The organism is Shewanella mesophila (assembly GCF_019457515.1).
Taxonomy (GTDB): Bacteria; Pseudomonadota; Gammaproteobacteria; order Enterobacterales; family Shewanellaceae; genus Shewanella; species Shewanella mesophila.
This window is the reverse complement of sequence record NZ_CP080421.1, coordinates 1,897,569-1,922,111: the sequence shown is the minus strand read 5'-3', so window position 1 is coordinate 1,922,111 and position 24,543 is coordinate 1,897,569. Positions and strand designations below refer to the sequence as shown.

Sequence of the window (24,543 nt, the reverse complement as noted above, 5' to 3'; positions counted from 1 at the left end):
TGTGTAAATTTGATAAAAAAAACGCGCCAATAGCGCGTTTTTTGATGACTTATATTGGCTTAATTAACCTGAGTCTTGGCCATTTTGTCCATATCTACCATATCAAGGGTGATATAGACCGTTTCATCTAAGAAAGCATCTGGTGCTTTAGCGTCAACTTCTGCACCATCGAGCGTAGCCAAAGGTGCTAAACCATCGACAGCGCGGCGCTCATTTAAACGTGCCAACTGCTTATCGTCATTTGTCTCGCGTTCTTCAATACGCTCTTTCTCAACTAAAGAGACACTTTTTTCTTTATGGCTCTTCTTAAATTCAGCAATATCTTGATAGATATAACCAAACTCAACGTCTTTTTTGACACGCTGTTGATGACGTTTATCCAAATTCGTGATTAAGTTTGGATTGATATCACCTAAAGTGCCATATTGTGCAACAGGTACTTTGTCCCACGGCAATGCGTTATCTTCTTCAGCTTCACCATATTCACCAGGTTCAAGCGCACTTGGGAATGGAATATCTGGGGTAACCCCTTTAAGCTGAGTGCTGCCACCGTTAATACGGTAAAACTTTGCAATAGTATATTGCACATGTCCGATAGGCTTATCATACATATCGTAGATTCGACCTAAACTCTTGTGCTGCTGGACCGTTCCTTTACCGAAAGTCGATTCACCGACGATAAGGGCACGGTCATAATCCTGAAGAGCTGCAGCGAAGATCTCAGAAGCAGACGCACTATAACGGTCAACCATTACCGTTAATGGACCAGCATAAGATACTCGGCCATCATTATCTCTGTTTTGAGATACCTTGCCATTAGCATCACGAATTTGAACCACAGGGCCTTGTTCGATAAATAACCCCGTTAGTAGTGTCGCTTCAGTTAATGCACCGCCACCATTACCACGAAGATCGATCACGACACCTTCAACTTTTGCTTCGTTGAGTTTTGCTAACTCTTTTGAAACATCTTGAGAAAGGTTCATATAGAAACCTGGCACCTTGATCACGCCGACTTTACGTCCAGCATAATCTCCGGTTTTAGGTTCAATCACTTCTGATGTAGCTGCGCGGTCTTCAAGACGGATCTTATCTCGAACTATGGTCACATTCGTTGGCTTAGCTGAAGATCCCCCTTTCTTAGGTAAAATCTGCAATACAACCTTACTGCCTTTAGGTCCTTTGATTAGCTCTACAACATCGTCAAGTCGCCAGCCAATGACATCGACGATCTCTTCGCCTTCTTGGCCAACACCGACAATGCGATCTTCTGGCGCAAGCTTTTCGCTACCTGCTGCGGGACCACCGGCAACCAGACTCTTAATCACGGTATAGTCGTCGTCCATCTGCAACACAGCGCCAATGCCTTCAAGACTGAGGTTCATTTCCATTTGGAAACGCTCAGCGTTGCGAGGAGAGAGATAACTTGTATGGGGCTCTACCGTGCGAGAAAATGCATTCATCACGCCCTGGAACACATCTTCGCTCTTAGTTTGGCTCAAGCGTTTGATGGCATTGTTGTAGCGCTTCTCAAGCACCTTAACTATTTCATCCCAATTTTTGCCCGTCAACTTAAGGTTTAACGCATCATATTTGACCCGTTGACGCCAAAGCTCATTCACCTCGGCTTCATCTTTTGGCCAAGCGGCATCATCGCGATCATATTGATAGCTATCGCCTGCAACAGTGAAGTCGATCTCTTTATCGAGCAAAGATAGCGCGTAAGCGAAACGGTCATAACGGCGCTGCTGAACAAGATCAAACATCTTATACGCCGCCGTTAAATCACCACTTTTGAGCATGTCATCAAATTGGGTTGAATAAACTTTAAAACCGTCAATATCGCTCTGCAACAGCACGTTACGACGGTAATCGAGCTGTTTTAGATAACGGTCAAATACCTGCTGGGAAAAGGCATCATCAAGATCAAATCTATGATAATGAGCGCGAGTGAACAGACCTGTCACTCGCTTGCTCGCCACTTTATGTTGTGGCTCTTGGGTTAGTGAGGGCAACTCGCTCGATGGAATTGTAGGCGTCAATGCCCAAGCCGAGAATCCTACAAAAATGCTGGCAATTGAGACAGCCAGAGTTAGTTTTCGCATCAACAAGTTACTCCTTTCACTATGAGACAGCTATAACAGGATGTGTTCAATCTTAACTTTAATGGTCAATCCTGAATCTAACTGTACTTGCACATCTTCTTTTTTGATGTCTAATACCACACCCGCAACGGGTGATTTACCTAGTTTGACACTGACGCGCTGATTTTGTTTCAGCTCGGTCAACACTGCTGGTACTAAATTTTCAACGACAGTCTCTGGCTTAGCCGTTTTTGTCGCAACAGGCTTGCGCTTCGGAGCAGGTTTCTTAAATGGTTTTTTCTCTGCCTTAGGCGCAGAGTTTTCACCTTTACTGGCCGCCGCTTTTGCAACACGTTTAGCCTTAGCTTTTTCTTGACTATCTTTCAGTGTAGCTTGCGCATGGTCGATATGCTCTTGCTCAAGTTCACCACACTCATTACCGTCAAGGTCGACACGCTGTGCGCCAGCTTTTACACCTTTAAGATAACGCCAGCTACTCGTATAACGACGTAAGGCAATTCTCAATTGAGTTTTACTGACTTTAGAATCATCAGCTAACCTGTCAGCCAAGTCTTGAAACAATCCAATTTTAAGAGGTTTAGTTTCACCTTCAGCAATAAAGCACAAAGGAAATGTTTCATATAAATACGCAAGAATAGCGTTGGTGTCGGTCAACTTTTCTGTTGATTCCATCATTACTTCCACAGTTTAAAAGGGACTATCACCAAACCAAAACAGTGTTGGTAGGCGTGTCGTTCATATTTGTTAGACTTAAGTTAAGAGGCCATTTCTTTAAAGGATACTAACCATCTCTCCAGCACAATCCAACATACCTTATCAATTACATTTAACAAACGCCAAGTATTCATTTCAACTAATGAAATGTTACTGGGCATTTTTATGTTCGTCGAGCGGCCTATTATAAGCGTGCCGGAGACGATTGCGACCATCAATTGCGCAAAATTGGTTGTAGTTTAAGCAAATAAAGCATTTTCCAAGCTTTTAAGGACTAACTCTAGGCCAATTTGATCGGCTTCATCGAATCTTGATAACGAGGGGCTATCAATATCTAATACCGCTATAACTTTGCCATTTCGTCGCATCGGGATGACAATTTCGGAGTTACTCGCCGAATCACAGGCAATATGCCCTTCAAATTGATGTACATCTGCGACTCGCTGTGTGGTATTGGTTAGCGCCGCCGTGCCACAAACCCCCTTTCCCATTGGAATTCGCGTGCAGGCGACTTTCCCTTGAAAAGGGCCAAGAATTAACTGTTCGCCTTCGACGAGATAAAAACCAGCCCAATTGAGATCATCGAGGTGATCATTAATCAATGCTGAAAAGTTAGCCATAGCCGCAATTAGATTATCTTCTCCAGCAAACAGCGCATCGGTTTGTCTCACTAAGGTGTCGTAACACACAGACGTCATAAAATTATCCTAACTATTTTTACGTTTTAGATTCTGGCTTTTTAGCCGCTTTTTTCGTTGGCGCTGCTTTGGGTGCTGCACTACCTTTTAACAAGCCCATAAGTTGATCTTTGTTTTCAGCCAAATAGAAACAAAGCTTCTCTGTCGCGCTGTCATCGAGCTCTAAAGCTGATTGCTCGATAAAAGGAAGAAGATTGTCCGCGATATCGAGCATCTTATCGTAGGCGTCAGCCTCCTTCTTAGATGTGAATGTCATCTTCTCAACCCCTTCTCTGACAACGACAAATTTAGTTATTACTGCCATGCCTGCCCTCACACTGTTTTTATATACAGTTGTAGAATCTCACAATTATAAGTTCTTATGCAAGTGTTCAAATTTATCTGATAGAATCTTATGCTATATAAATAGTTAGACTCTGTATGCCCAAGGCGATAAAATTTATGTCCAACAGCATCATAGTAATACGTTAACATCGACAGATTACTGGTCTATATCAATAAAGTGTCTTTCTCATAACGACCCTCAATGATAGGAATATATCGATACGCATTATGGATAGAGACGTGTTAGATAAGAGTATCGTCCTTTGTCGTTCCTGCGATTTGGTCGTCAGAAAGCGCGCCCTCCCCTCCGGAGTTCGAGCCTTATGCCCTCGCTGCAATAGCTACCTCTACGATACCCCATATTGTTCGATTAACGGTATGCTGGCTTTATGTCTCGCGGCACTTGCGCTGTATTTTCCCGCTAATTTTTTCCCGGTACTCGAACTTCACTTTCTTGGCAGTGTAAGAACCACGACCATCTTCGGCGGCGCCATGTCGGTGGCGGACCAAGGATATTGGGTGGTGGCTATCGCGGTATTAACGGCGGCGGTGATCGCACCAGGCCTGCTGATCCTATCGGTATTGCTGCAAGTGCTTATCGTAAAATATCAGTTACATAATCCCTTTTTTCGTAAAATTTATAAGGGATTTTTGTGTCAACACAACCTCATAAGCCAACTGAGCATGTTAGAAATTTATATGATCAGTATCTTCGTTTCTGTGTTTCAGCTCTCTGACTATACGGACCTCTACTTCGGCATTGGTACCTTTTGCTTTACGATGTTATTTATCGTGGTGATATTTTTACAAAGAGAATATGACATAGAACATATGTGGAGCGTCCTTAATGAGTACAAGTAACACCTCTGCTCAAGGGCAGCGCCTCGGGCTTACCTGCTGCCCTACTTGTACCAATTTGTGTCAGACGCAGAATAAAACCTGCCCAAGATGTGGACAAGAAGTAACCAGCCGAGATTACAGCAGTATACAAAAAAGTTGGGCATTACTGATCACAGCAGCCATATTGTTGTTTCCCGCTAACCTCTATCCCATTACCGTTATGACCAGCCAAGGTCAAGTGAGAAAAGACACCATATTCAGTGGTATTAACCACCTAATTCAATTAGATCTTTTACCCATTGCTATTATCTTGTTTACTGCCAGTATATTAGTGCCGATGTTAAAAATTATTGGCCTGTGCATCTATTTGCTCGCGATTAGTTTTGAAGTGCCAATATCGAAAAGAAAATTAATGGCTGGTTTTCATATCATAGAATGGATTGGCCGCTGGTCGATGTTAGACCTTTTCGTCATCTCCATCACTGCTGCGCTCGTCAATATGGGGCAGCTATTCGACGCAAAGCCTGCGCCTGCAGCGACAGCGTTTGCATTAGTCATATTACTGACTCAACTAGCGGCGAAAGTATTAGATACACGTTTACTCTGGGACCGATTGGAATCGAACGATGACAGAACTTGAAGCACCTAAAGTGGTAAAGAAAAAGCTTTTCTCTCCTATATGGTTACTGCCTATTGTCGCACTCGTATTAGGCGCTTGGCTTGGTATTAAAAGTATTCGCGAATCGGGTGTTGAAGTTCGAATCCATTTCCCGAGTGCAACCGGAATCGACGTCGGTAAGACCTTAGTCCGCTACCAAGGCTTGACCGTTGGTAAGGTAGTCGACATTAGTATCGATGATGCATTACAAGGAGTTTATGTTGATCTTATTATGGATTATCGCTCAACCCCTTTCCTGCGTGATGAAACCAAATTTTGGTTAGTGATGCCCAAAGCTTCTATTACCGGTGTTGAGGGTCTAGATGCGCTATTTTCTGGTAACTACATTGCAATCCAACCAGGGGATGGTGAATACCGAAGTGATTTTGTTGCCGAAGATCAGGCTCCGCCGGTCGCACCAGGTAGCGATGGACTTATGATTGAGCTGACCAGCAAGAGCCTTGGCTCACTGGATGTAGGCTCACAAGTTTTTTATCGGCAGATCCCTGTTGGTAAAATCGTCAGCTACCGACTCGTCAACGATGACAGCATACTGTTTAATGCCTATATCCAGAAGCAATATGCGCACTTGATTAAACAAAACTCCGCCTTTTGGAATGTATCAGGATTAACACTCGATGCTTCACTTTCAGGCCTAAAAGTAAAAACAGAAAGTCTTGCGGCGATCCTCGCAGGAGGAGTCACCTTCTCTTCTGACCCTAATGGTACAAAAGCCACAGCTAATCAAAAGTTCGTTATTTATGAAGATGCCGATTCAGCACTCGGTGGTGCATCCTTTAGTTTGCTCGCAGACAATGCAGATGCAATACAAACCGGTGCGAGTATTATCTTTAGAGGCATAGAGATAGGACGGATTAATCAAACCCACCTACTCGATAAAGGCGTTCGTTTCGACGCCACTATCGATACCCAATATGCCGATTTACTCAGCGGAACGGCGCAGTTTTGGGTCGAAGGCGCAGACATATCACTTGCTGGCATAAAACACGCTTCACGCCTAGTGACAGGCAGCGTGATTAATTTCATTCCAGGCGTCGGAGAAGCTAAATCGGAATATATACTGCTTAACACGGCACCTGAGAGTCGCGTTCAACCAGTGCAGTTAACGCTGTCGGCCGAGGATAACCCCGGTATCAAAGCTGGCGCAGAGGTACGATTCAAACAGCTGCCGATAGGTACAGTGACAGGCGTTAAATTCAAACCTGACTATAGTGGCATCCAATACCAAATAGAGATTTGGTCAGAATATCGCTCATTGATCACCAAAGGCAGCTACTTTATTCCGGAATCGGCGTTAGCCATAGAGGCTTCGCTTGATGGTGTGTCAGTCAGCACCCGAGATTTAACGACTTTGACTAAAGGTGCAATTAGTTTAATAAGAAGCAAAAGCACCCAACGGCTCGCAAGTGGCACGGGTCTGTCATTATTTGCCTCAATGCAACAAGCAAAAGAAACCATTGAACAGCGTGAGATGTTAACGATCACGCTGTCGAGTCCTGATGGCGCCGATTTAACGCCAAAATCGCCCATCTATTACAAAAAAATGCAGATAGGGAAAGTGCTAAGCCTTGATTGGAATGCCAGTGACGAAAATTTTGCTATCGTTTTAGGAATAGACAAAGCCTTTCGTAATTTAATCAAGTCAAACACCGTATTTTGGCGAAATGGTGCGATGACCATTGACGCCAGTTTAACTGGCGTCAAAGTTGATGTTGCTCCGTTAGAAGGAGCGCTCAAAGGCAGTGTCTCCCTAGGGCTATTAAAAGAGGGAGAAACAGGCGATCAACACCACCTTTACGGCTCACAGTCATTGGCACTCGCAAAGGCTCAGCCCATTCAGTTAACTTTCCCTGCCAGTAGTAAAATTGCCGCCTATGCCCCTATCCGATATATGGGTCATAAAATTGGTGAAGTCGAGAGAGTAAAACTCAATGCCGACCTGAGCAGTTTACACCTCGATGCTTATCTTTATGGCGATTATGCCAACATTTTTACCCGAGAAGATTCGCAGTATTACCTGGTCGACGCGCAGATATCCCTTTCAGGGATCACTGCTGCAGAGACACTACTTACCGGGCCTTATGTTGCAGTCCTCCCTGGGGTAAGCACACTCGCTATAACTCAATTTATTGGCACCACTGACGCGCCGGTGCAAATCGCCCAAGATACGTTATCGATCACCTTAGTGGACTCGAGTCTCGGCTCAATTAAAGTGGGCACGCCGATTATTTTCCGCGGCATTAAGATCGGCGATGTGAGAGATTATCGCCTCACAGACGATGGTGTTGAGGTGCTCATATTGGCTCAAATTGATGCCAACTATAAACATCTGGTCAATCAGAGTAGTCAGTTCTGGGATCTTTCTGGCATAAAAGTCGATGTAGGCTTGTTTTCTGGCGCTCAAATTGAAACTGGTTCTCTGGAAAATATTCTAGCAGGTGGCATTGGCGTCGTGACCGAACAGATTAGTTCAACTGACAATCAGATCAGCGCAGACAAACGCTTTACCTTGCATCAGAAGACAGAGCAGCAATGGTCGGAGTGGGCGCCAGCTCAACAAAGTAGCAACTAATATGGAGAAGCCTATCTCCTCGCGCTATGCTTGGCAGTAACCGATACGCTTTAACCTAGACGCCAATCACATTAAATAAGCTCGCTTATTATTAATGTGGTTGGTATATAAGTCTCTATGGTCGATACACTGGCTAAGATCAGCACTTAGTAAACGATTTCAATTGATAGATGGCGCGTTATGCTCATCTAGGAAACAGCTAATTATGTCGAAAGAGTTGATGCAAACCGCGGCAAAAAACTTAAAAAAAGCCGTACCCCTAATGCTAAAACATCAGATCCCAACAACGCCAACAAACTATGCATTGTGGTACGCCTATGTGGGTGAACAACACCCTGCACTCGTAGAAAAGATGGATACCATAGTCTCACAATACAACACATGTCCCCCCGTCAATGCCGAGCTACTTTACCGCGAACATATCTCTGATCCCGTTGAGATAGATGTACTGGATATGCGCCAAAATCTAGAGGCGATGACAGTCGAACTTTCACAGTCTCTGAAAGATACTAACCATGACGCGACCCAATTCCAGCAAAAAGTCGACAATAACTTTAATAAACTGAATCAAATCGAAAAGGAGGGTTTGAGTTTAGAGAAGGTGCTAGGACTCATCCGCAGTCTTGTCAAAGAGTCCGAAGAGATCCGTTCAAGCACCGAGTATTTCACTGGACGCCTCGAGAAAGCCCAGAACGAAATAGATGCGTTGCGAGCCGAACTGAAACGCTCAGAGAAAGATGTCTACTACGATGCATTAACGGGTGTACTTAACCGTCGAGCATTCGACAAAGAACTCGATGGCATATTGTCCCAAGCACCTGAAGGGACCTGCCTTATCATGGCTGACATAGATTACTTCAAACAATTTAACGATAACTACGGTCATCAGCTCGGTGATAATGTATTGAAAGCGGTCGCGAAACGCCTTAGTGAGGCATGTCGCGATGGCATCAAAATTTATCGTTATGGTGGTGAAGAGTTTGCCATTCTTGTACCTAATAGTCATCAACGTAAGGCACGTCACCTTGCCGAAGCGATGCGTCGCTCACTCGAGAAGGTTAGCTTGAAAGACCGCCGAAAAGATCAGCGAATCGACAACATAAGCGCATCTTTTGGCGTATGTGAATGGCAGAAAAATGAATCGGCTGGCCAATTGCTCGAACGTACCGATAAATTTCTCTACGAGGCTAAACGCCTAGGTCGAAATCGCGTAATGCCGATCTAGCCAAGCAACGGGCGCGGCGCTATCCAGCGCCTCGGTTTCAATTGGCTTTGCCACAACAACAAAGCGCCAGCGGCTTTGCGCACCTAGGCTCTCAAACGGATAGCAAGTGACTAATGTAAGCTGCAATTCGTCATGCAAACCCATCAGATAGGTATCATCTTCAGCAAGGATCGCTATCGTATCGACTCGATATAATCTCTCCCTAGCCGAACTATCTTGAAGCGAGATCAACTGACCGGGCTTTATGCCTTTTAACCGAGCAAAATGGGTGTCGCGATGGCCCGCAATCACAGTATTCCCCCACGCATTCATCTGACTATTTGACATGATAGCTGCAGGGCCAAATGCCAAATTTCGGCCTGATGCGCCTGCAAGAATATAAAGCGCATCACCCGTTACGCTGTTTTTTGAGTTCATAAACTGCATCTTGGCAATAGGATAAGTATCAGCCCAGCTCCATGGTTTGTTTGAGCCGCCATGGCTTAAGGTTTCATTCCACGCCTGCTCAATTAGAAACTGAGCAAAATGGGCTTTTGCCTGCATATATCCTCCCTTAAACAATAATGCACAAGCGATAATGGTGATAAGTAATGTCATTCGTTGACGTGAAACCAAGCTCGTTAGCCCTTTCATGCCCGAACACCAAAACGACCTCGAAACAACACGCCAGAAAAACTCAATGAATAAGCGCCAACTAAGAACAGTAACATTCCACCAATCGCCATATACAGACGACTCTCGCTGCCCGTTTGCGGCCAGCTGGCGGGGCCTGCTAATGGTAATATCGTACTGGAATGTGCATCCACACTCGCCTCACCATTGGGACGCGATGGTGTTTTATCGACCGCAACTAAACTGGTATATGGGCTAACGAGGTGATAATCCAGAGCGATCTGGGTTACTTGGCGCTTTATCCTGTCGCTATTACTGCCATTTTTACTGAGCAACAATGCAGCGATCTGTTTTCGCGCCCAAAGCAGATCTAATCCTTTGGCCTTAGCATCGCGTTGCAAGGTTAAGCGTCTTTGCCAAAACTGTCCGCCCAAGGTGCCAGAAACGATAAGCTCATCGTTATGGGATTGATGGCGTGAAGATTTCAGCTTTACCGCGACCATCACAGGCTCTTGAGCATAGAGATCGCCAATATTTACAGGCCAATAATCGGGGATACTGCCATCCCCTAACCTCAACTCCACATTACTCACTATGGGATGCTCAATTTTGTCCATTAACTCAGCTATCTTTTGATCAACTTCATTAAGCTTGCCGATGTAGGTATAGGTACCTCGGCCCGCCTGCGCTGCTCGCTCCATAAAGTAGCCATTAGGCGCAGCGCCGATACCAACGGTAAATAAACGACTGTCGCCTAAATGATCCGCTATTAGACTAAAGAGTTGCTCCTCATTGCCGATCGCACCGTCGGTAATAAACACCACTTGCTTTAACCGACTAGCATTATCTAACGAGTTCGATGGAGAGGCGCTCAATGCTCGCATGAAGGCTGGTGCCATCTCTGTGCCACCATCGGCAACGAGTTCTCTGACAAACAGATTGGCGCGCCCTAAGTTCGAAGCCGTTGCAATTAGCGGCCTTGGCGACAAAGTCTTGATTTTTGATTCAAAGGCAATAATGTTAAACGTGTCATCAGCACCTAAGCCCGCAAGCGCATGTAACAGTGCACTTTTTGCCTGTACAATTGAGTCACCACTCATAGAGCCTGACGTATCGATAACCAAGGTCAGTTCACGAGCCATCCCGTGGCGCGATCTGTCTTGCGGAGGCATCAACATCACTAAGCCATAGTCATGGTTAGCACCAAAGTCATTATTGATGTTTGGGAATGAATCATCACTTGGATCTGTGTTCGCAGTGTTAGTGCCAAGACTCGCTGGTTGATGAGTTCTCCCCCGCTGAGTAAAAGCAACAGCGGTAGGAAGCTCGGATAATATAGGTTGCCAGCTCAATACAAAGTCTCGCTCTGGCTTTATCACTTGGGTCAACTCAAGCTCAATCACATCGCCGTTAGTGACAGTTTGCTGCATTAAATGATAAGGCGTTTTGATATGGCTAAGCGCTATCCCTCCATTTAACTCGATATGTAAACTCACATTATTGGACTCGCTAGCATTAGTCCCCTTTGCGGTTAACATTGGATCAGCAAAAGACGGTGCAGGCGATGCCACAAACTGCGCTTGCGGCTCAATGGGGAACTGATTTTGTGGGTAGTAACGAGGCGTGATGGCCATAGGAAACCGTAAACTAAACTCTCCTTGTTGGTAGTTGACTAGCTGTTGATAGGCAATCTCAACGACAAGGGTCTCACCTGGGGCCAAATTAGCCACTTGAGTAGAAAACAGATTAGGCTTATGTTGTTCAACCAAACTGGCTTTTTGACCAGCGGCTTTTGCCACCTCAAACTGTTTTTTAGCTTCAAGCTTAGTTTTTATCTCCCCTTCCAATACCCGCTCACCAACGCGCAATGTCATCGAATCAACCGCCGCATCATGGGGTAGAGGAAACTGATAAGTACCATTTAGCCAATGTTCACTGTCATTATGAAAATACTGTTTTACCCTGACTCGATTAAGCCAACCCGAGACCTGCATTTCAACTTGGGTGTTTACAGGTAATGCCGTAAAACGCTCGCGTGAATCCCCTGCGCTACCGATTTTGGTATCGCTATCTGCATCACTCTCTGCATAGCTATAAACTAATTGTGCGCTACCCAGAGGAGTTTCATCTTCTGTCATCGCCAATGCACTAAACGGTGATAACAGAGTGAATACCACGAGCAGACTTTTCGTTACTGTTAACCTTATTGGTTTTAATAGACGGTGAAAAAACGCCCCCCTCGGGGGGCAAAGGTTGGTTAAACGATAAGACACGGTTTCCATGTGCAAATTCCTCACTGCTACATCGCTAAGATTGATTTCTATTTGAGACGTCTAGTTGGCGGCGATAGCGGTATCGGCTGGCAGCAACTTAATGGTTACCCGGCGATCAAAAAAGTCATTTTCAAAGCTCTGCTCATCTTTCACTGGCGCCGTCGCACCAAATGCTTTGGCATCTAAACGAGACTCGTTAACGCCTTGCTTAACCAAATAACGCCTAACTTCGGCGACGCGTTGCTCCGACAAGGCTTGGTTATAACTAGATTCCCCGCGTCTATCGGCATAACCTGTTAGATCGAGCTTAAGTTCTGGTGACATCGCCATCACATCAGCCACCTCATTAAGTTGTTCCTTAAAGTGTGATTCCACCTCAGAAGACCCCGTCTTAAACTGCACATTAAGCCCGAGTGCGAGCTCTTCTAATCGCGTACCTTGACGCTGCTTAAGGCTTTCAAGTTCTCGTTGCGCACTCGCATATTGCTCACTGAGACTTTCGAAATGTTGTTTCTCTTGATTCAACACTGCGATTTCACTCTCTTGCTGCGCCAACTGCGCCTGTTGCAACTTTATCTCACTGTCATCGGCAACCGACTGACCAATCATTCCGCCAGTAAATGCGCCGATAATGGCGCCAACAGGCCCGCCAACGACGGCCCCCAGTACAATACCCGAGCCAACACCAATTAACGCCTCTTGATCTGAAGATTCAGACGCTACCTCTTGGCCTTGAACAGATGCTGCATAGGTCATAGAGCTGGTCACTAAGGTGGTAGTGATAAGTGCTGCTAGGATCTGCTTTTTCATAATGGTCTTCCTTAAAGTGTGTGGTCTTAACTAACTTGCTTGAATAAGTGAACCGCTAGGTTCGTTTCGATGAGCTCATTAAACCGCAGCTAAATGGCACGGACAGGGAGCAAAAATGGCATTGCAGCTACCAATTGTGGCAACAAAATGGCAATTGGCTTCAACCACTTTTTTCAGTAAAAAATTACTGTATAGTCACAAACAATTAATCAGTTAAAACCCAATGAGTGGACCATGAAACGTATCGCTATAGTGGAAGATGAAGCGGCTATCCGCGAAAATTACAAAGAGGTGCTTCAGCAGCAGGGATACAGTGTCCAGGCATATGCTAACCGCCCCACAGCACTGCAAGCATTTACAACTCGCTTGCCTGATCTTGCGATTATCGACATTGGCTTAGAAAACGAGATAGATGGAGGCTTTGCGCTTTGTCAGTCACTTAGAGCGATGTCGAGCAGTCTGCCAATCATTTTTTTAACTGCAAGAGACAGCGACTTTGATACGGTATGCGGCCTACGCTTAGGCGCCGATGACTATTTGAGTAAAGATGTCAGCTTTCCCCATCTCATTGCTCGCTTAGCGGCACTATTTAGACGTTCGGAACTACAAAATAGCGCTAGCTTAATGGAGAACCTGATTGAACATGGCAACCTCACCATAGATGTCAATCGGATCCAAGTCTATTGGAAACAGCAACCCATTGAACTAACGGTGACCGAGTTTTGGATGGTTCATGCGCTTGCCAAACATCCTGGCCATGTTCGTAGTCGTCAAGCCTTGATGCAAGACGCGAAAATTTATGTCGATGACAGTACCATTACTTCACATGTAAAACGGATCCGTAAGAAATTCATTGCCCAAGACGATAGCTTTGACTGTATCGATACCGTCTATGGCATGGGTTACCGTTGGGACAATCAAGGTTAATCATGCTCCATCTTCCTATTGGCCTGCGCACAAAAGTGGCCATCTTATCGCTGTTTTTGCTTTGCCTACCTTGGCTTGGGTACCAATATGTCTGGGAGATGGAAAAATACCTTAGACATGGCCAAGAAAAAACCCTCGAAGGGACCACCCAAGCATTGGCCACCGCGCTACATGAACGGCCAAAACTGTTCGATAAACAAGCCAGTTTCCTGTCGCAAGTTGAGCAAGGACGCGACCTTTACGCTTACCCATTAGCGGGGCCGATCCAGCTTGATGGTAAACTCGGCGATTGGTCAAGTTATCGTCATCGAGCCCTTCATTATGGAGAACATCATCAACTATTTAGCGCCGATGAAACCAAACCCCTGAAGGTTGATTTTACCCATATGGTCGGCAAGTACGCCGGCTATCTCTATGGTTTCTTTGAGGTTACCGATCCTAATGTGGTTTATCGCGGCACCAATAGCCTGCGTATCGACAATAACGATCACCTAGCTATCGCGACTTTGGCACCAGATGGTAAGTTTCGCCGCTACATAGTCGCAACCATCAGAGATGGCTGGATCAGCGCATTTGAACTACCAGAAAATCCGAAGCTTAGAGCTCCTGTCACGCCCGAGATTAAGATCCAGGGTAAATGGCTAAAAACCGACAAAGGCTACAATGTAGAGTTACGGATCCCTCTGGAAATGGTTGGGAGTAAACTCGGTTTTGCAGTCATTGATGTCAACGATCGTAAGTCTCGTCAGGTAGAAGCTATTGTAGGGACATCGAGTACCGATGATGTCGAAAACTTAGGCACAGTCTTAGTTCCATCGCCAGAAATTGAAAGTATTATCAAAGGGATGAGCCATAATAGCTCACGAATTTGGGTAGTTGATAAACATGGACGTGTGCTGGCAAAATCTGGCGATATTCATACCAGCACCAATGTCTGGGCGCAGACCACCAAAGAGCAACAAGATGACAGTTACTGGGGACGCTTTAAGCGAGACTATCTTCACCCCTTTTATTATCGAATTCTAACTACGCCACCTAAGGATTTTGTCGACTCGTTAAAAGACTCAACCGTATTGGAAGGAAGCCATATTCGTCGCGCGCTCTCGGGGCGCCTTGGTTCGACTTGGCGGCTGACACCTGACGGCAAAGCCGTTGTACTAGCGGCCGCCAGCCCAATCTGGATAGATGATACCGTAATGGGCGTGGTGGTCGCAGAGGAAACCACGCACGGGATCAGAACCCTGCGCAACAAAGCGCTAGAAAAACTGTTTAACGTGATTCTCACAGTGATGAGCATGGGCACATTAGCCCTGTTCTTCTTCGCATCTAGCATCTCTAGCCGTATCCGAAAACTCAGGGATGAAGCCGAGCAAGCTATCGATAGCCAAGGCCGGATTAAACAAGCCATTGTCGGCTCAAAAGTACGCGATGAAATTGGCGATCTCTCCCGTAGCTTTGCCAGTATTGTAAGCCGCCTCGGGCAATATACCCATTATCTGGAAAATATGTCATCGAGATTGTCCCATGAACTGCGCACACCAGTTGCCGTTGTCCGTTCTTCACTTGAGCACTTAGCGCTCCAAGAACTATCGCCATCACATCAAAAGTACGTAGATCGCGCGCAAGAAGGGGTTAGTCGGCTAAATATGATCCTCAACAACATGAGTGAAGCCACTCGGCTTGAAGAGGCACTAACCCACGCAGAAGTCGATCTATTTCCACTTTCCAAGGTCGTCTCAGGTTGCATGCAAGGCTATCAGATAACCTACCCTAAACAGCGTTTTCAGGTCGATATCTGTCAAGATCCCTTGTCGATGCATGGGGTTCCTGAATATATCGCGCAGTTAATGGACAAGCTTATTGCCAACGCCATTGAATTTAATCAAGCAGGCTCTGCAATCGAAGTTAAACTTAGTGCAAAAGGCAAAATGGCTATCTTATCTATCTATAACCAAGGCCCTGCACTACCTGACAACATGAGTGAGCAGATCTTTGAGTCTATGGTGTCGGTTAGGCATCAACAAACCCAAGACAAACCTCACCTTGGGCTGGGACTCTATATTGCGCGGTTAATCGCAGAGTTCCACCATGGCAGTATTAGTGCTAAAGACAGGGTCATCGATGGCAAACACCTCGGAGTAGAGTTCACCATCAGGCTCCCAATAAACCTGATATAAGATATGGAAATAAGCTGTAAATAACTCACTTTCATTTAGCCATTTAGATGTTAAGATGGCTAAAATAGCAATTAAGATGTGGGATGAAGCGATGAAAAAAGAGACTCAAATAGTCAGTGTTGGCAGAGATAAAAAATGGAGCAAAGGGGTGATTAACCCGCCGGTGTTTAGAGCATCTACTGTGGTTTTTGACACTATGGAAGAGATGCGCTTTGCGACCAAAAATCGTGCTAACGGTGAGATGTTTTATGGTCGTCGCGGCACACCAACCCATTTTGCATTTCAAGCAGCCATAGCTGAACTCGAAGGCGGCGTAGGCACAACCCTCTATCCTTCAGGCTCGGCAGCGATTTCTGGTGCGCTACTCTCTTTTCTCAAGGCGGGCGATCATCTATTAATGGTCGATAGCGCCTACGAACCTACTCGTGATCTATGCGATAAACTGCTTAAAGGATTCGGCATAGAAACCACTTACTATGACCCGATGATCGGCGATGATATCGCGGCGCTTATTCGCCCAAATACTAAGGTGTTATTTCTCGAATCTCCTGGCTCTATTACCATGGAAGTACAAGATGTTCCGACCCTTAGTCGTATTGCCCATCAGCACAATATTGTGGTCATGTTAGATAATACCTGGGCATCACCTATCAACTCCCGCCCTTTCGAGATGGGGGTTGATATCTCAATTCAGGCCGCAACCAAGTATATTGTTGGCCACTCAGATGTCATGATGGGCACCGCCACGGCCAATAGTCAGCACTGGGATCAACTGCGAGAAAATAGCTACTTGATGGGCCAATGCACCTCTGCTGATGACGTCTATCTCGCCAGTCGCGGACTGCGTACCCTAGGCGTGCGTATGGCGCAACATGAACAGAATGCCCTTAAAGTCGCTAATTGGTTGCTAACGAGACCCGAGGTAGACCATATCCGCCACCCAGCCTTTGAAACCTGTCCTGGACACGAATTTTTTAAACGGGATTTTAGTGCCTCCAATGGCTTATTCTCATTTGTATTAAAGCAAGGCAACCTCAAATCGGTTACCGCGTTTGTAGAGAACATGGAGCACTTTAAGATGGGCTTCTCTTGGGGCGGCTATGAAAGCCTTATTCTCGGCGTTTTTGGCATAGATAAGCTACGCACAGCAACCCAATGGGACAACAGTAAGCCATTAATTCGCTTACATATCGGACTTGAAAACCCAGATGATCTCATTGCCGATCTCAGCGGTGGGTTTGAGCGTTTAAATCGAGTACAAGGTTAACTCCGATAAGTTAAGAATTAACGTCAGAGAGAACAATAAAATTAGGCTTGGCGGTGAGTCAACAGCGACACTAAGCCTAATATTTTATCGTTATACCAATCAGAATAAGAAAGTGATCTACTCAGCAAGTTTTTTGGCAACTAATTCAAGACGAATTGATGGGAATGGTTGTTCCTTCGCGGGACCATTCAACACAGAAGTAGAAAGGTAATAAACACGCCTAACAGGCGAGTTTTAGCACTTTTGATGCAAGGTGAACGAGTTTGACCCTAGTTCAACTAAGCTCTTCTCTCGTTGCAAACAAAAAAGGTCTTGTATGTCTTTAATGCACGACTGAAGGGATTTAGAAGGTAGGGTTACGCATGAAGCGGTTACCGAGGATGCTAGCCGAGGATGCTAGCCGAGGAGCAGTTAAAAACCTTGCCTCATAAACGGTAAATTCTCACTGAGCGATCACATCTTTATACTGATTGGTATAACGCATTGTTTTATGAAAAATAAACCTATGATCTGCTTTTGTCCTCTTCTCAAAGTTGTTTATACTAACTAGAGCAAATTCTTAAGCGGTACCAAACATGTTGCAATGTATTAAGAATATTTTTGTACCACTGACCTGTTTACTGTTTAGCACAATAACTTTCGCCAATGTTCTCAACGCTGACTTTAGGCCTCGACCACCAGAAATGGTTATCGACGCTGAAAATCAACACATTAGTGGGCCACTTAAGGACATTATTGAAGAGGCTGCTAACAACATAGGTTTCAGTATTCATTGGCGTATAGCCCCCTTTCCCCGTAGTCTGGCCAAACTTAGAAAGATTGGTAATGTTGACATTGTTCCCCGAGTAATACGCACAAATGATCGGCAAATGTTTATTGATTTTATCGGCCCAATAAGTCAACAGGAACGTAATATCGTTTTTGTTACCCGCGATGATGGGCCAATAATAAACCGTTATGAAGACTTAAAAAATCTAAACGTTGGGGTGAAAAGAGGAACGGCTTATTTCGAAAAATTTGATAGCGATACCCAGATACAAAAAACAATCGTTAACGATGATTTCAACCTCGCGAGAATGTTAGAAGCACGACGAATAGATGTGATTATTGTGTTAGATCTACCAGCCCTTGAAGCTGAGTTAAAAGTAGTTGAATATACTGGCTATCAAATAGCTGGTTATTACTATCCAAACATAATAGGAAACTATTATGGAATGCCTAAAAACCACCCTCAGGCAAAAGCACTTCAAAATGCTATATTGGACATGGTGAAAAATGGAAGAGTAGATTCCATTTATGCGAAATTTGGACTAACGGCGCAGTAAATTCTCTATAACAAGCCTTGTTGCCAGCCACACACAAAAACAGCTTAGTCCCAAGTTTCATAGACTCTTAACTGTTTCAACATGTTGCATTAAGCTTCACCCATCACTTAATAGTAAAGCTACGTATTTGATTAAAAGCTATAAACTCTGGTTTAACGTCCTTTCAACTCGCCTTTAAGCGGTCCTAATGCGCAGGTTTACCAGCCACGCTAGTAGGATCTTGCCAAGCTTGTGTGCCGTATAAAGGCACGGTCGAGATCGCATGCTTATGACTGCCATTGGTTTCTTTCGTTGAGTACGACAGGTAGATCAGGGTTTGATTTTCAGCATCATAGATGCGGCGAACCTTAAGTACTTTAAATAAGATGCTCAGCGATGCCTTAAACACCACCTCACCGTTATGGCTTTTATCAATAGCCGCAATATCTGCAGCAGTAATCGGCCCAGTTTGACGACAGGCGATCCCCATATCTGAGGGGTCGGCAAAGTCGAGATTCGCTTCTATTCGGCTAATATGGCAGGTCACACCTGGCACTTTTGGATCGCTGCGCGCGTCGATAATCACATCCTTGGTGGTAAACATCCCAAGACTGACCTTACCAACATCATCGCCACAACCACTCATGCTAAACAATAAGGTCGCAAGCAGTACCGCTTTGCTGAGTTTGCCGTTACTTTTCATCTCTAGTATTCCCATTTTACATCCTCTGTACTGGGTAAATATCTATGAATAACCCCTACCCAAATACTTTTTGTGACCAACGAGTTAATCCCGCGGTGACACTACCAAAATGATCGCCCACCACTATCTCGATATCGGGATAGTTAGCCGCAATACTGGCGTAAATCGCGGGACTCTTAGCTGTGCCCCCGGTGACATAGATAATATCAGGCGTGACTTGGGCGTCGCTTAACGCCTGAGCCATTAAACTCTGGATCTGACGCACAGGCTGACTTATGGCGTCAACAAACATAGACTCATTCACATCAGCATGGAGTTTATCACAGATATAATCTAACGAGATTTGGATCTGGGTACTGTCGGACAGCGCAATTTTTGCCCCTTCGGCGCTCCTTACAATGCGGTAACCCAACTGTTCTTGCTGCACTTTTAATAAGCGCTGTAAAAGATCGGTACGCTCGGCATCTTTAATCAGGTCCTTAATCATATTACTACTGCCGAGAGTAGCAAACTCTCGCTGTGCACTAATATCATTTACCGCTACCGCATTCCAAAATGGCTTACTGGGAACGGGTAAGCCATTGACCATTTTAGTCTCTAAGCCCAAATAGGGCATAAAGGCTTTCATCGCCAATGCGATATCAAGATCGTTACCACCAATGCGCTGGCCGCTATGGCCTAAGAAGTCATCACTGCGATCGGCTTTATCGATATGAGATGGCCCCATTTTAACGACAGAGCAATCGGTCGTACCGCCGCCGACATCGACCACTAATACCGTATTGTCGACCGTTAGGCTTGCTTCGAAATCCATCCCCGCAGCTAATGGCTCAAACAGAAACGCCACAGCGGTAAAGCCCGCCCGCTGCGCGGCTAAGGTTAAAATACGCTCAGCCTGCTGGTTGCTCTCTTCACCGCCAATACCTTGGAAATTTACCGGACGGCCAATGACCGCATGAGTGATGCCATTAGAAGCGCTACTGGGTAGTTTATCGGCAAGCTTTTTAATATGCAGCATCATCATGGTGACGATATCTTCGAACAAGGCCACTTGATCCGCGCGTAGCCCGGTCGCACCTAAAAATGATTTAGGTGAGCGGACATAAAAGCCCTCTTCAGGCATATCCAGATAGTGCTGCACTGCCGCCTCACCCACAAAGACGGCTTGCTCGTCGTTGTCGAGATCTAATGTATGGCGTGCATGGCGCGCACGGCTAAGCTGGGCGGCACGAAGCTTGGCATAATCGGCTTGCTGATCGCTGGGCAGCGCCTTAAGCACAGCTTCGCAAATTAAATCGCGATCGAGAGCGTAAAGCGTTGAAACCAAGTAATTAGAATTAGTGGCTAACGGTAGTAATTTGACTTCGCCTTGCTCCATCACGCCAATGGCGCAGTTGGCACTGCCGTAATCGAATCCAACAAACATGCTAAAAGGCTCCAACTAATAAAAAGCCGTGCAAAATAGCACACTCCCACTAAAAGACAACCAGCGTCATAAAATAATAGTGGGCCAACACCTAAATCACCTGACTGAAGGAACCAATAGGCCACCGTCTTACACGTCGCAACGGGTATCACCGCAACAACGGGAATCTGCTGACAGCCTTGTTCCATTGTCATTTCGAGCATAACCGCCTGTCCGATGAAGTTAATTCGACTAAGCTTAATATTAGCTCGACTTAGGATGCCGTTATGACCGCACAATTAAGATCTGCAAGATGGGGATGCAAGGGTGAAAAGATCATCCACCGCAGACGGATGAATTGGCCTTGGGTTAACCAAGGGCGACGAAGCGAGATAATGACCAACATCATAGGCCTGTTTATATTGTTATTACTGAGTGTTAGTGCCTCAAGCACTGCTATGACCTTAGCTGACACCGGCGCATCTGAGCGGCTCAATGATCTGTCTCAGCAAGCTACTGAACAACCCGTTATCAAGCAGCAGGAGCACACGCCACAGAAGGTGCCGTTATTACGTTTTGAGGGGGCAATAGGTCCAGCGGTGAGCGAATACTTGGTTAATGAGATCACTAAGGCTAATCAGCAGCCTTTAGGGCAGCAGCCGCCATTACTGATGATCACTATGGATACGCCTGGCGGCCTTGTCACTAGTTTACACACCATCAACCAAGCCATTTTGACATCAACCATTCCTATCGCATGCTTAGTCTCGCCATCTGGTGCCAGAGCCATGAGCGCCGGAACCTATATCTTGTACGCTTGTCATATCGCCGCAATGGCACCAGCCACCACCTTAGGCGCTGCAACGCCAGTCAAGCTCGGCGGGCCTATGTCCCCAGCTCCCAATCCGCCCTCTCCAAATAGTGACGACGGTGCAGTGGAGCAAGGCAGTAAAAATGACGGAGAAGGAGATAGTGATAAGAATAGTAATAAACAGCCCCCAACAGATAATAGCAGTGCAATGGAGCGCAAAATCTTAAATGATGCCCTTGCAAGTATTCGAGCATTAGCGACACTGCGCAATCGTAACATCGACTTTGCCGAGCGCGCGGTGACCGAAGCCGCAACCTTGACCGCAACTGAAGCCTTGGCTGAAAACGTGATTAACTTTATCGCTGATGACGCGCCCGATCTGCTGGCTCAACTTGATGGCACCCAAGTCGATATGGGCGATCAGAGGCTCACACTAACCTTAGGCAATGCCCAACTCATCGAGCATCATCGTAGTTGGCGTAATCATTTTATTGCAACCATCACCGACCCTAATATCGCCTATATATTAATGTTAATTGGTATATACGGCTTACTGCTCGAGTTTTATAGCCCCGGCGTAGGCATTGCAGGGGTGACTGGCGCCATCTCACTGCTTATCGCTTTATATGCTTTTCAGCTCTTACCGATCAATTATGTTGGACTGGGATTAATGCTTTTAGGTATCGGCCTGTTGATTGCCGAATCTATGGTACCAAGCTTCGGCATTTTTGGTTTAGGCGGCGCGGTCGCATTTGCCCTAGGTTCAATTTTCCTCATCGACAGTGAAGTCGAGCGTTTTTCCATTTCGCTGCCGCTTATTGCCGCCGTCACCGTTACGGCCTTGCTGTTTTCATTGTGGATATTAACCACCCTATGGCGGCAGCGTCATCATAGGCCAGTCAGTGGTGACGAGGCAATTGTCGGCGCTGTGGCCATAGTTGTAGAAGGATTCATTGAAAAGGGATTCGTCAGCCTTGACGGCGAACAGTGGGCTGCGGTGAGCGATAAACCGACCCATACGGATCAGCGAGTTCAGGTGGTCGCAAGAGAGCACCTCACGCTAACAGTGACCCCAACTCCCCCTTCACCTAAGGAGATAGCCAATGGACACAATTAGTTACAACCCCTCGGTGTTCTTTATGGCGCTCGGTTTTTTACTGCTGGCGTTACTTTTTAGTGCATTCAAAATCTTACGAGAGTATGAACGAGGCGTAGTCTTTATGTTGGGGCGATTTTACCAAGTAAAGGGACCTGGGCTGATTATCGTCATTCCGTTGATCCAACAAATGGTACGCGTGGATCTGCGTACCGTGGTGATGGATGTGCCCACCCAAGATGTGATCAGCCGGGATAATGTGTCCGTTAAGGTCAATGCGGTGATCTACTTTAGGGTGATCGATGCTCAAAAGGCGATAATCAACGTAGAAGACTACTTGCAAGCCACATCGCAACTGGCACAAACGACCCTGCGTTCGGTGCTAGGACAGCACGAACTGGATGAAATGCTGGCCAATCGAGAGATGCTCAATACCGACATTCAAGCGATATTAGATAGTCGCACCGATGGATGGGGGATCAAGGTATCAAATGTCGAGATTAAGCATGTGGATCTAAATGAGACCATGGTGCGCGCCATCGCTAGGCAGGCTGAAGCTGAACGAACAAGGCGAGCCAAGGTGATTCATGCCTCAGGTGAGATGGAGGCCTCGGCTAAACTGGTTACCGCAGCGCAAACCTTGGCCCAAGAGCCTAATGCGATTTTACTGCGTTACCTGCAAACATTAACGGAGATCGCGGGCGAAAAAAATTCAACCATCTTGTTCCCTCTACCGATGGAGTTACTCAAAGGTGTCATGGATAAAACCATGCCTAGCGACCCACATAGTGCTACTGGCGACAATGTTAAGCCAGATGACAGTGATGGAAGATAAATGCGCTAGAGCGAGGCTCAAAGCCAAGTTAGCAAACGAGCTTAAGCAATAACAACCCAGCTTAGGCTCATATTCTTTGACATATAGGAAATGATGTACCGGAATTGATGAAAAGAGTTAACACAGAGCGTTAATGACCAAAGCGAGTCACTTCGAAGCGATTTAATATTCTATGGACAAGATAACAAGCAATAAGCGTCGCGACGATGGCCACTAAGATACTACTAGCACGGTAAAGACCACTAAAGATAAGATCATTATTTGGGGTCAAATTCTGTCCATATAGAATTCCAAATGTGGTTAATCCGGCAAATCCTACGCCAGAACCCATCGCCTCGGTAATATGCGCCTGACTAAACAATAAAGTGAATAGCCAAAACAGCGGTAATAACAGCAATAGTTCGTGCGACCAGTTATACAGCAAGAGCTGGATTAATAAACCACAACTCACGCCAATTATCGTCCCGATAGCTCGACGGCGAGCATATCCTAAGGCGCCATTCCAATGCATGGGAAAAAGCAAAATCAAGGTCGTTGCCTGGGCCGATAGTGAATCTCGAAGGTCAAACACCTGAAAAGCACAAAACGAAATTGTTGCAACGGTAGCCCCAAGTAAGGCCTCATGACGCATACGATGTGGCGCTTTAGTCCCCCCTGAAGTCGTGGCTCGTGGCATCACATCAGGGAAGATCGTCATCATTAAAAAAGCGATGCAGATGGAGCTAATATGTCCCCAAAAGTTACAAAATATCAAATCGTTGACATTAGTATCTGGATAGCTAGCAAAGTGCAGCATGATACTTAGGCTGATCACGCCGTTGGCACCAAATAGGAATAAACTGCCTTTTGACATACAAGCAAAGCGATACAGAAAAAGCACGAACGCAATTAAGGTCATCGCAACTGGCTGTCCCCCGAAAAGCCCCCCTAACAAACCCACTTCAATAATCGACAATACCGATGAGGCAAGAACTTGTCTCGTGACAGTAGCCGAGAGCACAGGCACGAGTCCAAGCAATAGCATGGGAGTCACAGTAAAAAAGACCGCGTAGTTAAACCCCATCATTTTACTAATCAGAAAACCCAGTGTTCCGCCAGTTGCAATGCGAAGACATTGCCTCAAGTCGTTATGGCTCATTGGGTGGTGACGTATCAATTGCATACTC

20 protein-coding genes are annotated in these 24,543 nt (G+C 45.8%); 10 read left to right on the top strand and 10 right to left on the bottom strand.

Going from position 1 to position 24,543, the window contains the following annotated elements:
- Window positions 1–59: 59 nt before the first annotated feature.
- The 4 genes from prc to K0I73_RS08355 form a co-directional block, all read right to left on the bottom strand.
- Window positions 60–2,105 carry a carboxy terminal-processing peptidase gene (gene prc / locus K0I73_RS08370; protein WP_220064013.1) on the bottom strand — a complete coding sequence of 682 codons (2,046 nt, stop codon included), beginning with the start codon at window positions 2,103–2,105 and terminating at the stop codon, window positions 60–62.
- Between the two features lie 30 nt (window positions 2,106–2,135).
- Window positions 2,136–2,777 carry an RNA chaperone ProQ gene (gene proQ, locus K0I73_RS08365; RefSeq protein WP_220064316.1) on the bottom strand — a complete coding sequence of 214 codons (642 nt, stop codon included), beginning with the start codon at window positions 2,775–2,777 and terminating at the stop codon, window positions 2,136–2,138.
- 281 nt (window positions 2,778–3,058) lie between these two features.
- Window positions 3,059–3,517, bottom strand: coding sequence for a GAF domain-containing protein (locus K0I73_RS08360; RefSeq protein ID WP_220064012.1), 459 nt, complete (start codon window positions 3,515–3,517; stop codon window positions 3,059–3,061).
- Window positions 3,518–3,536: 19 nt separating this feature from the next.
- The gene (locus K0I73_RS08355; RefSeq protein ID WP_220064011.1) at window positions 3,537–3,821 is read right to left on the bottom strand and encodes a YebG family protein; all 285 of its coding nucleotides are present in this window, start codon (window positions 3,819–3,821) and stop codon (window positions 3,537–3,539) included.
- Window positions 3,822–4,069: 248 nt separating this feature from the next.
- Here K0I73_RS08355 and K0I73_RS08350 point away from each other — a divergent pair, with 248 nt between their 5' ends.
- From K0I73_RS08350 to K0I73_RS08335, 4 genes are all read left to right on the top strand, one after another.
- Window positions 4,070–4,702, top strand: a complete 633-nt coding sequence (locus K0I73_RS08350; RefSeq protein WP_220064010.1) for a paraquat-inducible protein A — start codon at window positions 4,070–4,072, stop codon at window positions 4,700–4,702.
- Window positions 4,689–5,321: a paraquat-inducible protein A gene (locus K0I73_RS08345; RefSeq protein WP_220064009.1), complete on the top strand. Its 633-nt coding sequence runs from the start codon at window positions 4,689–4,691 to the stop codon at window positions 5,319–5,321. Before K0I73_RS08350 ends, K0I73_RS08345 begins: the two co-directional genes overlap by 14 nt.
- Window positions 5,308–7,932, top strand: a complete 2,625-nt coding sequence (locus tag K0I73_RS08340; protein WP_220064008.1) for an MlaD family protein — start codon at window positions 5,308–5,310, stop codon at window positions 7,930–7,932. The genes K0I73_RS08345 and K0I73_RS08340 overlap by 14 nt, the downstream gene beginning before the upstream one ends.
- Window positions 7,933–8,137: 205 nt before the next feature.
- The gene (locus K0I73_RS08335; protein ID WP_220064007.1) at window positions 8,138–9,157 is read left to right on the top strand and encodes a GGDEF domain-containing protein; all 1,020 of its coding nucleotides are present in this window, start codon (window positions 8,138–8,140) and stop codon (window positions 9,155–9,157) included.
- On the opposite strand, the gene K0I73_RS08330 is transcribed toward K0I73_RS08335, so the two are convergent.
- From K0I73_RS08330 to pdsO, 3 genes are read right to left on the bottom strand one after another with little or no spacing between them, the layout of a single operon-like run.
- Window positions 9,128–9,790 carry a class GN sortase gene (locus K0I73_RS08330; protein WP_220064006.1) on the bottom strand — a complete coding sequence of 221 codons (663 nt, stop codon included), beginning with the start codon at window positions 9,788–9,790 and terminating at the stop codon, window positions 9,128–9,130. The genes K0I73_RS08335 and K0I73_RS08330 overlap by 30 nt on opposite strands.
- The gene (locus tag K0I73_RS08325; protein WP_220064005.1) at window positions 9,787–12,051 is read right to left on the bottom strand and encodes a marine proteobacterial sortase target protein; all 2,265 of its coding nucleotides are present in this window, start codon (window positions 12,049–12,051) and stop codon (window positions 9,787–9,789) included. The genes K0I73_RS08330 and K0I73_RS08325 overlap by 4 nt, the downstream gene beginning before the upstream one ends.
- A 51-nt stretch (window positions 12,052–12,102) precedes the next feature.
- Entirely contained in the window at window positions 12,103–12,852 is a 750-nt protein-coding gene (pdsO, locus tag K0I73_RS08320; protein ID WP_220064004.1) for a sortase-associated OmpA-like protein PdsO, read from the bottom strand.
- Window positions 12,853–13,086: 234 nt separating this feature from the next.
- Here pdsO and pdsR point away from each other — a divergent pair, with 234 nt between their 5' ends.
- The 4 genes from pdsR to K0I73_RS08300 all read left to right on the top strand — a co-directional run bounded on the left by pdsR (window position 13,087) and on the right by K0I73_RS08300 (window position 18,548).
- Entirely contained in the window at window positions 13,087–13,779 is a 693-nt protein-coding gene (gene pdsR, locus K0I73_RS08315; RefSeq protein ID WP_220064003.1) for a proteobacterial dedicated sortase system response regulator, read from the top strand.
- 2 nt (window positions 13,780–13,781) lie between these two features.
- The gene (gene pdsS / locus K0I73_RS08310; RefSeq protein WP_220064002.1) at window positions 13,782–15,956 is read left to right on the top strand and encodes a proteobacterial dedicated sortase system histidine kinase; all 2,175 of its coding nucleotides are present in this window, start codon (window positions 13,782–13,784) and stop codon (window positions 15,954–15,956) included.
- Window positions 15,957–16,047: 91 nt separating this feature from the next.
- Window positions 16,048–17,223: a cystathionine beta-lyase gene (locus K0I73_RS08305; protein ID WP_220064315.1), complete on the top strand. Its 1,176-nt coding sequence runs from the start codon at window positions 16,048–16,050 to the stop codon at window positions 17,221–17,223.
- Window positions 17,224–17,798: 575 nt separating this feature from the next.
- Window positions 17,799–18,548, top strand: coding sequence for a substrate-binding periplasmic protein (locus tag K0I73_RS08300; protein ID WP_220064001.1), 750 nt, complete (start codon window positions 17,799–17,801; stop codon window positions 18,546–18,548).
- Between the two features lie 184 nt (window positions 18,549–18,732).
- Here the strand turns inward: K0I73_RS08300 and K0I73_RS08295 are convergent, their stop codons facing one another.
- Together K0I73_RS08295 and yegD are read right to left on the bottom strand one after the other, a co-directional pair.
- Window positions 18,733–19,230 carry a CreA family protein gene (locus K0I73_RS08295; protein WP_220064314.1) on the bottom strand — a complete coding sequence of 166 codons (498 nt, stop codon included), beginning with the start codon at window positions 19,228–19,230 and terminating at the stop codon, window positions 18,733–18,735.
- Between the two features lie 55 nt (window positions 19,231–19,285).
- Window positions 19,286–20,656, bottom strand: coding sequence for a molecular chaperone (gene yegD / locus K0I73_RS08290; protein ID WP_220064000.1), 1,371 nt, complete (start codon window positions 20,654–20,656; stop codon window positions 19,286–19,288).
- Between the two features lie 266 nt (window positions 20,657–20,922).
- Here yegD and K0I73_RS08285 point away from each other — a divergent pair, with 266 nt between their 5' ends.
- On the top strand, window positions 20,923–22,563 hold the full coding sequence (locus K0I73_RS08285; RefSeq protein WP_258405324.1) for an NfeD family protein: 1,641 nt from the start codon (window positions 20,923–20,925) through the stop codon (window positions 22,561–22,563).
- On the top strand, window positions 22,550–23,377 hold the full coding sequence (locus tag K0I73_RS08280) for a slipin family protein (protein WP_220063999.1): 828 nt from the start codon (window positions 22,550–22,552) through the stop codon (window positions 23,375–23,377). Before K0I73_RS08285 ends, K0I73_RS08280 begins: the two co-directional genes overlap by 14 nt.
- A gap of 130 nt (window positions 23,378–23,507) precedes the next feature.
- Here the strand turns inward: K0I73_RS08280 and K0I73_RS08275 are convergent, their stop codons facing one another.
- Complete coding sequence (locus K0I73_RS08275) at window positions 23,508–24,539, bottom strand: DUF2955 domain-containing protein (protein WP_220063998.1); 1,032 nt, start codon at window positions 24,537–24,539, stop codon at window positions 23,508–23,510.
- Window positions 24,540–24,543 lie beyond the last annotated feature (4 nt).